This window comes from Erwinia sp. SLM-02 (genome assembly GCF_037450285.1).
Lineage (GTDB): Bacteria > Pseudomonadota > Gammaproteobacteria > Enterobacterales > Enterobacteriaceae > Erwinia.
The window spans coordinates 327,803-341,418 of the sequence record NZ_JAQISN010000004.1 but is presented as its reverse complement, the minus strand read 5'-3'; the positions used below and the strand labels follow the sequence as shown (position 1 = coordinate 341,418).

Here is a 13,616-nt window from a genome sequence, read left to right as displayed (position 1 = left end):
AAATTAATCCTCTCGGGCAAATAGTGCCTCTATAAAATCGTCAGCTTTAAACGATCGCAAGTCTTCAATACTTTCACCTACGCCAATATAGCGAATAGGAATGTTAAACTGGTCGGCCACCGAGAAGATCACGCCCCCCTTCGCCGTGCCGTCCAGCTTGGTCAGCGTAATGCCGGTCAGGCCAACGGCTTCATGGAACAGTTTAGTCTGGCTGATCGCATTCTGTCCGGTGCTGGCATCAATTGTCAGCATAACCTCATGCGGTGCATCTTCATCCAGCTTCTTCATCACGCGGGTGATTTTCTTCAGCTCTTCCATCAGATGCGATTTATTCTGCAGACGACCGGCCGTATCGGCAATCAGCACGTCCACACCGCGCGCTTTCGCCGCCTGAATGGCGTCAAAGATCACCGAGGCGGAATCCGCACCGGTATGCTGAGCCACGACCGGAATATTATTGCGCTGGCCCCACACCTGCAGCTGTTCCACCGCCGCCGCGCGGAAGGTATCGCCCGCCGCCAGCATCACCGATTTGCCCTCGGCCTGGAACTGGCGCGCCAGTTTACCAATCGTCGTGGTTTTACCCACGCCGTTAACCCCAACCATCAGGATCACAAACGGCGTTTTGCCACTGACGTCCAGCGGCGACTCAACGGTTGACAGAATACCTGCCATTTCGGTTTTCAGCAGACCGTACAGCGCTTCAGCATCGCGCAGTTCTTTACGGCTGGCCTGAGCGGTCAGGTTAGCGATAATTCGGCGGGTGGTTTCCACCCCAACATCGGCGATCAGCAGCTGCTCTTCCAGCTCTTCAAACAGATCGTCATCAATTTTTTTGCCGCGGAACAGGCCGATAAAGCCGGAACCGAGGTTCTGACGGGTTTTCACCAGGCTGCGCTTCAGGCGGGCAAAGAAGCCTTCCTTCGTCGGGCGAGCCTGCTCGACGGTAGCGGCTTCCGCTTCGGCGCGGGCAGCGGCTTCAGATTCAGCACGAGCGGCAGCTTCCGCTTCGGCACGGGCGGCAGCTTCGGCTTCAGCGCGGGCGGCAGCTTCGGCTTCCGCACGGGCAGCAGCTTCAGATTCAGCACGAGCGGCAGCTTCCGCTTCAGCGCGGGCAGCAGCTTCCGCTTCGGCGCGGGCTGCGGCTTCAGATTCAGTACGGGCAGCAGCTTCCGCTTCGGCACGGGCAGCGGCTTCGGCTTCAGCGCGGACAGCGGCTTCCGCTTCGGCGCGGGCAGCGGCTTCAGATTCAGCACGGGCAGCGGCTTCCGCTTCAGCACGAGCGGCGGCTTCCGCTTCAGCACGAGCGGCGGCTTCCGCTTCAGCACGAACGGCGGCTTCGGCTTCAGCACGAGCGGCGGCTTCCGCTTCTGCACGGGCGGCAGCTTCGGCTTCAGCGCGGACAGCGGCTTCAGATTCAGCACGGGCAGCGGCTTCCGCTTCAGCGCGGGCAGCGGCTTCGGCTTCAGCGCGGGCAGCGGCTTCCGCTTCAGCACGAGCGGCGGCTTCCGCTTCAGCACGAGCGGCGGCTTCCGCTTCAGCACGAGCGGCGGCTTCGGCTTCAGCACGGGCGGCAGCTTCCGCTTCGGCACGGGCGACAGCTTCGGCTTCTGCACGGGCAGCGGCTTCCACTTCAGCACGGGCGGCGGCTTCAGATTCAGCACGGGCAGCGGCTTCCGCTTCGGCACGGGCGGCGGCTTCGGCTTCAGCACGGGCAGCGGCTTTCGCTTCGGCCGCAGAATCAGCTGAAGGTTGCGGGTCTAACGTTTCTTTTACTTCTTCCTGCTGTGCCTTGTCTTCACGCCCCAGACCAAGCCAGGAAAAAAAGCCACGTTTTTTATTCTTTGCCATGGTGCAACCACACTCCTCGCGGGAAAAACCGTTCCGGTCCAAAAATAAGCGAAAACTGTCTCTCGCAACCGCACACGGGCGCCACAGTGCGGTTGCGGGAGACAGCCTAATCAATCCCTTAGTCTAACACTTTCTGTTGAGTGCATTACAGTTCCCTTTTTACGTTTCCTCAGCCCGGTTAGCCCGTTAAACTGTGCAACAAATTATTAAGAGTTCAGTACGATGATGAAGAAAACCCGCAGCGGCGCAGCCGGGCAAATACGTATTATTGGGGGCATCTGGCGAGGCCGTAAGCTGCCGGTTCCCGACAGCGCGGGCCTGCGCCCCACGACGGATCGCGTCCGTGAGACGCTGTTTAACTGGCTGGCCTCCGATATCCAGGAAGCCAGATGCCTCGACTGTTATGCCGGAAGCGGCGCGCTGGGCCTGGAGGCGCTTTCGCGCCATGCCGCCAGTGCCACGCTACTGGAGCTGGAGCGCCCGGTTGCACAACAGCTGGAAAAGAACCTCGCCACCCTGGGGGCGAAAAACGGTCGGGTCGTCAACACCAACACGCTGCAGTTTCTCGCGCAGAAAGGCGAGGCGCATCACCTGGTGTTTATCGATCCCCCTTTCCGCAAAGGGCTGCTGGAAGACACCGTCACCCTGCTGGAAAACAACGGCTGGCTGAGCGATGAAGCCCTGATCTACGTCGAGAATGAAGTTGAGCATGGCCTGCCGCCGGTGCCGGTGAACTGGCAGCTGCATCGCGAGAAAGTTGCCGGTCAGGTCGCTTACCGCCTGTATATCCGACACGCCGTTGCTGAGCTTTCGCCCGCAGAGGCGTAATTAATACTATTGCCTGCAACACAGGCACGGAGAATCAACATGTTAATTAATGCAGGCCGCCTGCTGATGGTCTTTGTCTGGGGTTTTTTACTGCTGAATGTGGTGCACCCGTTCCCTAAACCGCTGACCCACTTCGTTAACGTTGCGCTGTTCTTTATGGTTATCATGCACGGCTTACAGCTGGTGCTGATGCGCTCAACGCAGCCGAAAGAGTCACCGAAGCTGAGCGGTTTCACTCAGGCGAAAATTTTCTTCTTCGGCGTGTTTGAGCTGCTCGCCTGGCAGAAGAAAAACTTCCCGAAACAGTAGTCACCCGGCGGCAAAAGCAACCGCAGGCTGCTGGCAGCGCTTCACCATGCTGTTAACAGTCGGAAGCCGTACAGGGAGTGAAACGGATAAAGCGCGTTCCCTGTACCTGCAGTTCACCACGGCTGCCTTTGTCGAGCCGATGGTAATCACCGGCGCTCAGCGCCAGCTTAATCACCTCTGCGCCATTCAGCGGATGAAACCACGCTTCATAGCGCCAGTCCTCCACCGGGATCTGGTCGCGCTGGCGTGAGCGCCGATCCGGGGCCAGATACTCCCGCTTGGTTTTCACTTCCACCATCAGGCTGCGCACGGGCGAGGCGTCGTTGGCGGCATTTTCCCGCCGCTGCTTGATAAACTGCCGCGTTGCCAGCACGGCGATCAGCGCAATCACAATAAGAAAAATCAACGGCGGCTTCATAGAACGGGTTTCTCCGGGGAGGTAGCGTGAACAGCACGGGATAAGCATACAACCGGACCAGGATGATTGTCACACCGCTGTCAGGTAACCTAAACTGAGCTGAGTTGTGGAGTTTTTCGTCAATACAGGGAAAAATTTATGATTTGGTCATTTCTCGCAGTCCTGTTTTCCGGCTGGTTATATGTTGATGCCTCTTATCGCGGCCCGCAGTGGCAGCGCTGGGTGTTTAAGCCCGTCACGTTATTACTGTTGTTGGCCTGGGCCTGGCAGGCCCCCGTACTGAAAACCACCGACTATCTGATCCTGCTTGGCCTGCTGGCAACGCTGCTTGGCGATGCCCTGACCCTGCTGCCCGAACGGCGCATGCTGTATGCCATTGGCGCCTTTTTCCTTTCTCATCTGCTGTACACCCTGTTCTTCGCCAGCCAGATGACGCTGAGCTTTTTCTGGCCGCTGCCGCTGGCGCTGCTGATTATTGGCGGCCTGCTGATTGCCACGGTCTGGAGCCGGCTGGAGGAGCTGCGCTGGCCGGTGTGTACCTTTATTGGCATCACGCTGCTGATGGTCTGGCTGAGCGCCGAGCTGTATGTATTCCGCCCAACCGACTACAGCTTTACGCTGATGGTGGGTGCCTCCCTGCTGCTGCTGGCCAATATCGTCTGGCTGGTGAGCCACTATCGCCATCGCTTTAATGCCGATCGGGCGATTATCGCCGCCTGCTATTTTGCCGGCCACTTTATGATTGTGCGCTCGCTGTGGCTGTAGGGCTTGACTCTGGAGTGGACTCCAGAGTGTAAGATAGCGTGATGGCGGGCACTGACGCCCGCCGCTCTCATTCAGGAGGCGCTATGCACTCGCATTCTTCTTGCAGCTGTGGTCACGACCACGCCCCCCATCAGCACGGCTGCAGCAGTTCAGCCACACGTCCCGTTATCCGCAAAATCACCGCGATCGGCGCAGCCGGCGTAGAAGCGCCCTGCTGCAGCGATGCCGCCTGCAGTTCAGGTGACACCGCCGACGACGAGGACGACAGGCAAACGGGACTCGCCCGCTACAGCTGGCTGATTCAGGGGATGGACTGCCCGAGCTGCGCGCGAAAAGTGGAAACGGCCGTGCGGCAGTTAAGCAGCGTGGATAACGCCCGCGTGGTCTTTTCCAGCGAAAAACTGGTGGTGGATGCCAACGGTGACGTGCGCAATGACGTTGAGAAAGCCGTGGCCCGTGCCGGTTTCCAGCTTCAGCGCAGCGATGCAACAGACGCCGCGAAAACCGCCCAGCCCGCTCCCGGATTCTGGCTGGAGAACCGTAGCCTGATCCTGCTGGCCGTGCTGATGGCCGCCAGCTGGCTGCTTGATAGCGTCAACCCGGCCGCCGGTCAGCTTGCCTTTATTGCCACCACGCTGATTGGCGTCTGGCCGATTGCGCTCAGCGCACTGCGCCTGATGCGCAGCGGCTCCCCCTTCAGTATTGAAACCTTAATGACCGTGGCCGCCGTTGGCGCACTGTTTATTGGCGCAACGGCCGAAGCCGCCATGGTGCTGCTGCTGTTTATGCTGGGTGAAAGGCTGGAATCCTTTGCCGCCAGCCGGGCGCGCAAAGGCGTCACTGCGCTGATGGCGCTCAAACCAGACCAGGCGGTGCGCATTAACGGAACCCGTCGTGAGAGCGTGCAGGTCAGCGCACTGCGCCCGGGTGATCAAATCGAGGTCGCCGCCGGCGCACGCCTGCCTGCGGATGCCCGATTGATCAGCCCGTTTGCCAGCTTTGATGAAAGCGCACTCACCGGAGAATCGATCCCGGTTGAACGCCAGCAGGGCGAGTCGATTGCCGCCGGCTGCCTGAGCGTGGATCGCCTGGTGCAGCTGGAAGTCACCTCAGAACCGGGTGAAAGCGCCATCGACCGCATTCTGCATCTGATTGAAGAAGCGGAAGAGCGCCGTGCACCGATTGAACGCTTCCTCGACCGCTTCAGCCGTATCTATACCCCGGCGATTATGGCGCTGGCACTGGCCGTTGCCGTCATACCGCCGCTGCTGATGGGCGCGGAATGGCAGCCGTGGATCTATAAGGGTTTAACCCTGCTGCTGATCGGCTGCCCGTGCGCGCTGGTGATCTCCACCCCTGCCGCCATCACTTCCGGGCTGGCGGCGGCGACCCGCCGCGGTGCGTTAATTAAAGGCGGCGCGGCGCTGGAAAGTCTGGGCAGTGTTCGCACGATAGCCTTTGATAAAACCGGCACGCTGACCGAGGGCAAACCCCGGGTCACCGCCATCCAGCCGTTTGCACAGCAGGATGAAGCGTGGCTGCTGGCAACGGCAGCGGCGATTGAGCAGGGCTCCTCGCACCCGCTGGCACAGGCCATTGTTGCCGCCGCCGCAGAGCGCCAGCTGGCACTGCCCGCCGCATCGGCACAGCGGGCGCTGGCCGGGAGCGGTGTGGAAGCGATAGTGGGCGATCGCTTACTTTCAATCAGCGCACCGTCAAAGGTGAATGCAGAATGGCTGGCTCCGCATCGCTCCGCCGTTGAAGTGCTGGAAAGCGCGGGTAATACGGTGGTGATTGTGCACGATGCCCGGCAGCTGTACGGCCTGATTGCCCTGCGCGATACCCTGCGCGAGGATGCCAGAACCGCGCTGGCAGAACTGAAGGCGATGGGCATTCAGGGCGTGATGCTGACCGGCGATAATCCACGGGCGGCGGCGGCCATTGCCGGTGAGCTGGGCATTGACTACCGCGCCAGCCTGCTGCCGGAAGATAAGGTTGCGGCGGTCAGTGCGCTTAATCAGCAGCAGCCGGTGGCGATGGTCGGCGACGGCATCAACGATGCGCCGGCGATGAAGGCGGCAACGATAGGTATTGCGATGGGCAGCGGCAGCGACGTGGCGCTGGAAACGGCTGACGCGGCGCTGACCCATAACCGGCTCACCGGGCTGGCAGCCATGATCGGGCTGTCGCGCGCCACTCACGCCAACATTCGCCAGAACATTACCATTGCGCTGGGGCTGAAGGTGGTATTCCTGCTGACTACGCTGCTGGGGATCACCGGGCTGTGGCTGGCGGTGCTGGCGGATTCAGGCGCAACGGCGTTAGTCACCGCTAACGCCCTGCGGCTGCTGCGCAGGCGATAGCAAACCCGGGGAGCCGCTGAGGCTCCCCTATACGCCTTTCTTCAGTAGATAACGATACGGCAGCGCATCGGTGTTCTGCGCCAGCAGCGTATGCTCCATAAACCGGCAGAAACCGGGGATATCCCGCGTGGTGGCCGGGTCGTCAGCGATAATCAGCAGCGTTTCGCCTTCCTGCATATGACGCACGGTTTTCCGCACCATCATAACCGGCTCCGGGCAGCGCAGGCCCAGCGCATCAAGGGTCTTATCGGGGTTAGCGAAAAGGTCGCTCATAGAATTCTCAACAGTGATAATAACAAACAGCCGCTATTCTACCGCCGGACGGCCGGGGTGCAACAGCGCTATTGGACGATAACGTTTGCGCTAAAATTAACCATTGCATTAGCAGCCCAACCGGGTAATATGCCGCAAAATCGCGCAAGCGACCGATGCACCAGGGTTAAAAAGGCCGGTGCGTCACACATTTGAACTGGGTTCCCTCACCCCATTGATCTTAAAAAGGCTCAATATGATCGCATTTACTTCGCGTCAGCGTACCCACGCGCTGATCTGGCTCTGTCTGTTTCATCTGCTGGTGATCACCTCCAGCAACTATCTGGTCCAGCTACCGGTCTCCATTTTCGGTCTGCACACCACCTGGGGTGCGTTCAGCTTCCCGTTTATTTTCCTTGCGACCGATCTGACGGTGCGGATTTTCGGTGCCCCGCTGGCGCGTCGTATTATCCTGGCGGTGATGATCCCGGCACTGTTTATCTCCTACCTGATTTCCGCGCTCTATTTTCAGGGGGAATGGCAGGGTGTTGCCTCGCTGAAAGAGATGAATATCTTTGTGGCCCGCATCGCCTGTGCCAGCTTTATGGCCTATGCACTCGGGCAGATCCTCGATATTTATGTCTTTAACCGCCTGCGGCAGAAAGCCGCCTGGTGGATGGCACCGGCTGCGGCGATGTTCCTTGGGAATATCAGCGATACGGCGGCCTTCTTCTTTATCGCCTTCTACCAGAGTACCGATCCGTTTATGGCCACCCACTGGGTCGAGATCGCGATGGTGGATTACAGCTTTAAAGTGATGATCTGCATGATTTTCTTCCTGCCCGCCTACGGCCTGTTGCTGAACGCCATGCTGAAACGATTAGCAGAAAAGTCCAATGGCCCACAGGTTAATTTTGGGTAAGCTGGTTACACACAATGTCATGCAAGATAAGTTGCTTTTGCGTGCTGAATGTTATTGTATAAGTGACTGATATGTTGAGCGATGACTAAAAAAGGGACCCTGATGCGTAACCTACTGAAATATGCCGGAGTAAGTTTACTGGTTGTTGGCCTCGCCGCCTGCGACGGCAAAAGCGATACCGCCGCTGCGGATAAAAATGCCGGCAGCCAGACAAGTCAGAGCAGCCAGACTGTATCCCTGATGGATGGCAAACTGAGTTTCGCTCTGCCTTCCGGCATGAGTGACAAAAGCGGCAAACTGGGTACTCAGGCCAATAACATGCACGTTTACGCTGACGAATCAGGCCAGAAGGCGATCATCGTCATCGAAGGCGACAGCAGCAACGACACGCTGGACGATCTGGCAAAACGCATGATCGAGCAGCAGCGCAGCCGTGCACCACAGCTTCAGGTAGTGACCAATAAAGAGATTACCGTCAACGGCCAGCAGTTACAGCAGCTGGACACGGTGATTTCTGCCAACAATCAGACCGCCTGGTCTTCGTTAGTGATGGGCAAGGTGGATGGCAAACTGCTGACGCTGCAAATCTCCCTGCCGGGTGATGACCAGCAGGCAGCGCAGACTGAAGCCGCGAATATCCTGAAAACGCTGCAGCTGAAGTAATACTGCGCCCACAAAAAAACCTCCCATCTTCGTCATCGGGCTTTTACGGCCCGTTTCAGAAGTGGGAGGTTTTTTTACGTCAGGCGCTTACAGGCCGGCCGTTTCGCGAATGTATTTACGGGCTTTTACCGCATATTCAAACGGGTTAGCCAGTGCCGGATCCTGCTCAGCTTCCACCACCATCCAGCCTTTGTAGCCGAAATCGTCGAGGATTTTGAACACCGGTTTGAAATCGATCACGCCGTCGCCCGGAACGGTAAAGGTGCCTTTCTTCACGCCGTCCAGGAATGACAGCTTCTGGCTTCTGACCTGGTCGACGATCTCATCACGCACGTCTTTCAGGTGAACGTGGTTAATGCGCGGCAGGTATCTGGTCAGGATCGCCAGCATTTTCTCCTGGCTGCCTTCCGAGTAGTAGGCATGGCCGGTATCGAACAGCAGATAAACGTCGTCATTGGTTTCCGCCATAAAGCGATCCACTTCTTCCGTGGTCTGGATGCCGGTACCCATATGGTGATGCAGGCCAACCGTCATGCCTTTCTCGGCGGCCAGTTTCGCCAGCTCGTTGTAGCCTTCGGTGGTCAGACGCCACTGCTCGTCGGTAAAGACAGGCTTCTCTTCCAGCACCGCTTTGGTGGTGCCCTGGATGCTCAGGCTCTGCTCGGAGCAGCCAATGACTTTCGCCCCCATCGCATGCAGGAAATCGCGATGGTTGATGAATTCATCAATGGTCTTCGCTTTGTCGCCGTTGGCGAAGAAGGTGCTGAACCAGGCGTTAACGATCTGAATGCCACGGATATCCAGCATCGGCTTCAGGACTGCCGGATCGCGCGGATATTTGCTGCCCACTTCGCTGCCCACAAAACCGGCCAGCGCCATTTCACTGACGATCTGCTGGAAGGTGTTTTCTTTGCCCAGCTCCGGCATGTCATCGTTAGTCCAGCCGATCGGGGCAATAGCCAGTTTGACGTTATCTTTGTTCATGATCCTACCTCTGGTGTGCACCGGGCGGCCACGGCCGCCCGCTGTTATTTCCGCAGCAGTTCACGCTCGATCAGTTCGCGCGTCGCAACCGCTTCAACGTTCATTTCTTCCGGATAGCCGAACAGCGCCGCGGCGATAATCGGATCGCCGCCCACTTTGAAGGTTTGCTCGGCAAACTTCATATCGCGCAGAGTCTGGAACAGCGTTGGGAAATCAACCTCACCTTTACCCACGGCAACATGCTGGTGGATCGTGGCATCCACGCCCGGTGGGTTCACGATATAGCGGCAGTGCTTGGTGTGGTTCATGGTATCGGCAATCAGCACGTGGGACAGATCCGCACCGGCGTACTCCAGCATGGGTTTCACATCGCCCTTGCCTTTGTCGTAGAAGAAGGTGTGCGGTGCGCTGTACAGGTACTTCACGTTCTCACTGCGGAACGATTTCACAATATCGGCCGTTTCATTGCTGTTTTCGCAGAAATCCCACGGGTGTGACTGGATTTCAATGCGGATGCCCTCGCGTTCAACGATAGGCAGCAGCTCTTCCATCGAGCGATAGAACATCTCTTCACAGATCTCTGGCTCGTTCGGGTTACCGGAAAGTTCGGTATTTATCACCTGCACGCCGGTTTCTACCGCGATCTCAATCATACGTTTCCAGTTGCGAACGGCAGCCTGGCGGCGTGCCTCGTCGGGACCGGACCAGCGATAAACCACGATATAAGAGGAGATCTCAACCCCAGTAGCACGCAGCGCGTTTTTGTACTCGGTGATAATTTCGCGGCTGGCTTTTGGATGCTTGTAGAACGGGTTGATCTGCGGATGCGGGGACTGCTCAATATATTTGTAGCCCCAGTCAGCCACCTGGTGAACCATTTTTGTGATGCCCAAATCTCGAATGACATCCACATCAAAGGCAATTTTCATCAGACTCTCCGTGATTAAATCAGTACGCTGTTTTACGGTATCCCCTGCCCGACGGCAGGGGAATGTGCGGTAGCAGCGCGGCGATTAGTTGTAGAACGCCGGGCGCTCTGGCAGTTCCACCGGCTCAATCGCACCGCTGTTCTGTGCCTTATGGCAGGCGTCAGCGGCAACGGAAGCGGCATAACCGTCCCAGGCGGATGGCCCGGTCAGCTTGCCTGCGGTGGCATCATTAATAAATGCCTGCAACTCAACGTCATAGGCATCGATAAAGCGGTCTTTCCAGTCGGTCAGAATGGCGGTAGAAAGCTGCGCGTTCTTGCGCATCTGCACGGCAGATGGCTCTGGCAGCTTGGCAATGCCTTCTTCACCGACCACTTCACACTGAATGTCGTAGCCGTAGGCGCAGTTAACGAAGATTTCAACGTCAATGCGGATGCCTTTACGGGTTTCAAACAGCACGATCTGAGGATCTTTCAGTCTGGCATGGGTTTTGGAGGTTACGCGTGGGAAGACAACCTGTACAGATTTGTAGTCATCTTCGGTCAGCCAGCGCAGCACATCCAGCTCGTGGATCAGCGTGTTAGTAATCGCCATATCGGTGGTGTAGTTCTCCGGTACGGTCGGGTTACGGTGCGCGCAGTGCAGCATCAGCGGCTCGCCGATTTCACCATCGGTAATCACTTTTTTCAGCGCGCGGTAGCCGGCATCGTAAGGGCGCATAAAGCCAACCTGCACCAGACGCTTGCCGAATTTGATCTCTGCATCCACCACGCGGCGGCAGCCTTCAGCGGTCATCGCCAGCGGCTTTTCACAGAACACGGGCTTACCGGCAGCGATTGCAGCCAGCGTGTACTCTTCGTGCGTTGGGTCCCAGGAGGTCACCAGCACGGCATCCACGTTGGAAGAGTTCACCACGTCGTGGCCGTCCGCGTAGACTTCAGCGTTCAGGCCCAGACGGGCAACGGCCGCTTTCGCGCCTTCCACGTTGATATCAGAGACGGCCACAACCTCTGCACCCTGCAGCACTTTGCTGCAGCGACGGATATGTTCCTGACCGATGGCACCAGCACCAATAACACCTAACTTTAACGTCATGATCGATCCTTACTTGAGTAGGGGGTAAAAGCGGGCTAAACAGCCCGCGCTTTAAAGGCAAAAAAGAACAGCAAAAAGGAAAAGAAAAAATGCGTTATTAATATTCGCGAGCCTGGTCGATATGCTCGTTCAGCTTGCGGGCGACGGCATCCACTCGCTCAGAGTCAGAAACCTGTGCCCCGCCCACGCGCCACCAGCTGAAATACTTGTGGATCATGGTCTTCGGCAGAACTTTGATATCGAACAGCGTGGAAACGGTCTGCTTCTGCGCATCGATCAGCGCGGCCTGCAGCTCTTCCAGCGTGGTAATACGGTAGGTTTTGCAGCCGTAACCCGCCGCAATCGCGGCAAAATCAATCGGTACAAAGCCACCGTTCAGCTTGCCGGTTTCCGCGTTACGGAAGCGGAACTCGGTGGTGAAGCTGTCCATACCGTGTTCCATCTGCAGGTTGTTAATGCAGCCGTTGGTCATGTTATCCAGCAGCACTACGTTGATCTTCGCGCCTTCCTGAATCGAGGTCACCAGCTCGGAGTGCAGCATCTGGAATGAACCGTCGCCCACCATGGTGTAAACCTCACGGTGCGGCTCGGCCAGCTTAACGCCGAGAGAGGCGTTGACCTCGTAGCCCATGCAGGAGTAGCCATACTCGACGTGATAGCTGTTGTAATCTTTGGTGCGCCACATGCGCTGCAGATCGCCCGGCAGGCTGCCCGCGGCGGCCACAATGACCGAATCCTTTGGGAGGTGCTCATTAAGCGTTCCCAGCACGCTGCTCTGCGTCAGGAAGGAGCCGGTCAGACGATTGAACTCGGCAAACAGCGCGTCGCGGTCGATATGGTCAGCGATCTCCGGCACGAAGTTCTCTTCGCTGTACACCGCCGAGTAAACGCGCTGGGTTTCTTTCAGCAGCTTGCTCTGTGCCTGGGTCACCTGCTCACCCCAGCCGTTGTGAATCATTTCCACGCGGCTGTTCAGGGCGTTCAGCGCTTCCTGGGCATCGGCCACAACCTGCACCGCATCCAGCTTGTAGGCGTCAAAGTTGCTGACGTTAATGTTGATGTAGTTCACGTCCGGGTTCTGGAAAATCCATTTTGAGGCGGTGGTGAAGTCGGTATAGCGCGTACCGATACCAATCACCAGATCGGCCTCTTTCGCCAGCAGGTTAGCGGCCAGGCAGCCGGTTTCACCCACGCCGCCGACGTTCAGCGGATGGTCAGAAACGATAGTGCCTTTGCCCGCCTGGGTTTCTGCAAAAGGAATGCCGTGGCGTTCGGCAAAGGCCAGCAGCGCTGCGCCTGCGCCGGAATACTTCACGCCGCCGCCGCAGATAATCATCGGCTTGTGTTTCGCGGCAATCAGCTTCAGCGCATCGGCCAGCTGGCCTTCGGTTGGCAGGCGGCGCTCAATGCGGTGCACGCGCTTCTGGAAGAAATATTCCGGGAAGTCATAGGCTTCACCCTGCACATCCTGCGGCAGAGAAATGGTCACCGCGCCGGTTTCAGCCGGGTCGGTCAGCACGCGGAAGGCGTTAATACAGGCGGTCATCAGCTGCTCGGGGCGGTTTACGCGGTCCCAGTATTTGCTGACGGCGCGGAACGCATCGTTGGTGCTGATGCTCAGATCGTGGCTCTGCTCAATCTGCTGCAGAACCGGGTCCGGCTGGCGGGTGGCAAACACATCGCCCGGCAGCAGTAAGAGAGGAATACGGTTAGCGGTAGCGGTGGCCGCTGCGGTAATCATGTTGGCCGCGCCCGGGCCGACGGAAGAAGTACAGGCGATAATCTCGCGACGCAGCTTCTGTTTGGCATAGCCCATTGCCGCATGCGCCATACCCTGCTCGTTACGGCCCTGATACACCACCAGATCGCCGTTATTATGTTCCAGAGCCTGGCCCAGACCCAGCACGTTACCGTGGCCGAAGATGGCGAAAATGCCCTTAACGAATTTGGTTTCAACGCCGTCTACCGACAGATACTGGTTGTCCAGGAATCTGACCAGAGCCTGTGCTGTAGTTAATCTAATCTTGCCCATTTGCTCTTCCTTTATTTGTCGGGGACGCCACTCAGGTCCACCGGTATTCGCATTTTTGGTCGCCCTGGTGAGAAAACGGCGACAGCTATAAGTGAAACGTGAGCCGATTATAAACAAATATTTTTTTCACTAAACAGAATTACAGAAGAAACATTTCATTTTGCGAGTGAGATCAAATTCTGTGGTGAAACGGGGATGAATAGGG

At 57.8% G+C, this 13,616-nt stretch carries 13 protein-coding genes; 6 read left to right on the top strand and 7 right to left on the bottom strand.

Annotation, left to right across the window (positions count from 1 at the left end; translation table 11 throughout):
- Positions 1-3: 3 nt before the first annotated feature.
- Complete coding sequence (ftsY, locus tag PGH32_RS20740; RefSeq protein WP_337894989.1) at positions 4-1,851, bottom strand: signal recognition particle-docking protein FtsY; 1,848 nt, start codon at positions 1,849-1,851, stop codon at positions 4-6.
- A gap of 222 nt (positions 1,852-2,073) precedes the next feature.
- Between ftsY and rsmD the strand changes: the two genes are divergently transcribed.
- Entirely contained in the window at positions 2,074-2,679 is a 606-nt protein-coding gene (gene rsmD / locus PGH32_RS20735; RefSeq protein WP_314425103.1) for a 16S rRNA (guanine(966)-N(2))-methyltransferase, read from the top strand.
- A 39-nt stretch (positions 2,680-2,718) separates the two neighbouring features.
- A complete protein-coding gene (locus tag PGH32_RS20730; RefSeq protein ID WP_200546767.1) occupies positions 2,719-2,988 on the top strand; it encodes a DUF1145 family protein in 270 nt (89 codons plus the stop codon).
- Positions 2,989-3,040: 52 nt separating this feature from the next.
- Here PGH32_RS20730 and PGH32_RS20725 read toward each other — a convergent pair whose 3' ends face one another.
- The gene (locus PGH32_RS20725) at positions 3,041-3,406 is read right to left on the bottom strand and encodes a DUF2500 domain-containing protein (RefSeq protein WP_337894988.1); all 366 of its coding nucleotides are present in this window, start codon (positions 3,404-3,406) and stop codon (positions 3,041-3,043) included.
- A gap of 138 nt (positions 3,407-3,544) precedes the next feature.
- Here PGH32_RS20725 and PGH32_RS20720 point away from each other — a divergent pair, with 138 nt between their 5' ends.
- Positions 3,545-4,171, top strand: coding sequence for a lysoplasmalogenase (locus PGH32_RS20720; protein ID WP_314425097.1), 627 nt, complete (start codon positions 3,545-3,547; stop codon positions 4,169-4,171).
- A gap of 83 nt (positions 4,172-4,254) precedes the next feature.
- A complete protein-coding gene (locus PGH32_RS20715; RefSeq protein ID WP_337894987.1) occupies positions 4,255-6,534 on the top strand; it encodes a zinc/cadmium/mercury/lead-transporting ATPase in 2,280 nt (759 codons plus the stop codon).
- Positions 6,535-6,561: 27 nt separating this feature from the next.
- Here PGH32_RS20715 and tusA read toward each other — a convergent pair whose 3' ends face one another.
- On the bottom strand, positions 6,562-6,807 hold the full coding sequence (gene tusA, locus PGH32_RS20710) for a sulfurtransferase TusA (RefSeq protein WP_105594092.1): 246 nt from the start codon (positions 6,805-6,807) through the stop codon (positions 6,562-6,564).
- Positions 6,808-7,042: 235 nt separating this feature from the next.
- Here tusA and PGH32_RS20705 point away from each other — a divergent pair, with 235 nt between their 5' ends.
- Together PGH32_RS20705 and PGH32_RS20700 are read left to right on the top strand one after the other, a co-directional pair.
- Positions 7,043-7,708: a 7-cyano-7-deazaguanine/7-aminomethyl-7-deazaguanine transporter gene (locus PGH32_RS20705; RefSeq protein ID WP_314425093.1), complete on the top strand. Its 666-nt coding sequence runs from the start codon at positions 7,043-7,045 to the stop codon at positions 7,706-7,708.
- Positions 7,709-7,810: 102 nt separating this feature from the next.
- On the top strand, positions 7,811-8,371 hold the full coding sequence (locus PGH32_RS20700) for a DcrB family lipoprotein (protein ID WP_337894986.1): 561 nt from the start codon (positions 7,811-7,813) through the stop codon (positions 8,369-8,371).
- Between the two features lie 87 nt (positions 8,372-8,458).
- Here the strand turns inward: PGH32_RS20700 and iolE are convergent, their stop codons facing one another.
- From iolE to iolD, 4 genes are all read right to left on the bottom strand, one after another.
- Positions 8,459-9,355 carry a myo-inosose-2 dehydratase gene (gene iolE / locus PGH32_RS20695; RefSeq protein ID WP_337894985.1) on the bottom strand — a complete coding sequence of 299 codons (897 nt, stop codon included), beginning with the start codon at positions 9,353-9,355 and terminating at the stop codon, positions 8,459-8,461.
- Positions 9,356-9,399: 44 nt separating this feature from the next.
- Positions 9,400-10,284, bottom strand: coding sequence for a sugar phosphate isomerase/epimerase family protein (locus tag PGH32_RS20690; protein WP_314425089.1), 885 nt, complete (start codon positions 10,282-10,284; stop codon positions 9,400-9,402).
- Between the two features lie 84 nt (positions 10,285-10,368).
- Entirely contained in the window at positions 10,369-11,379 is a 1,011-nt protein-coding gene (locus PGH32_RS20685; protein WP_314425087.1) for a Gfo/Idh/MocA family protein, read from the bottom strand.
- Between the two features lie 97 nt (positions 11,380-11,476).
- A complete protein-coding gene (gene iolD / locus PGH32_RS20680; protein WP_314425085.1) occupies positions 11,477-13,411 on the bottom strand; it encodes a 3D-(3,5/4)-trihydroxycyclohexane-1,2-dione acylhydrolase (decyclizing) in 1,935 nt (644 codons plus the stop codon).
- Positions 13,412-13,616: the final 205 nt, after the last annotated feature.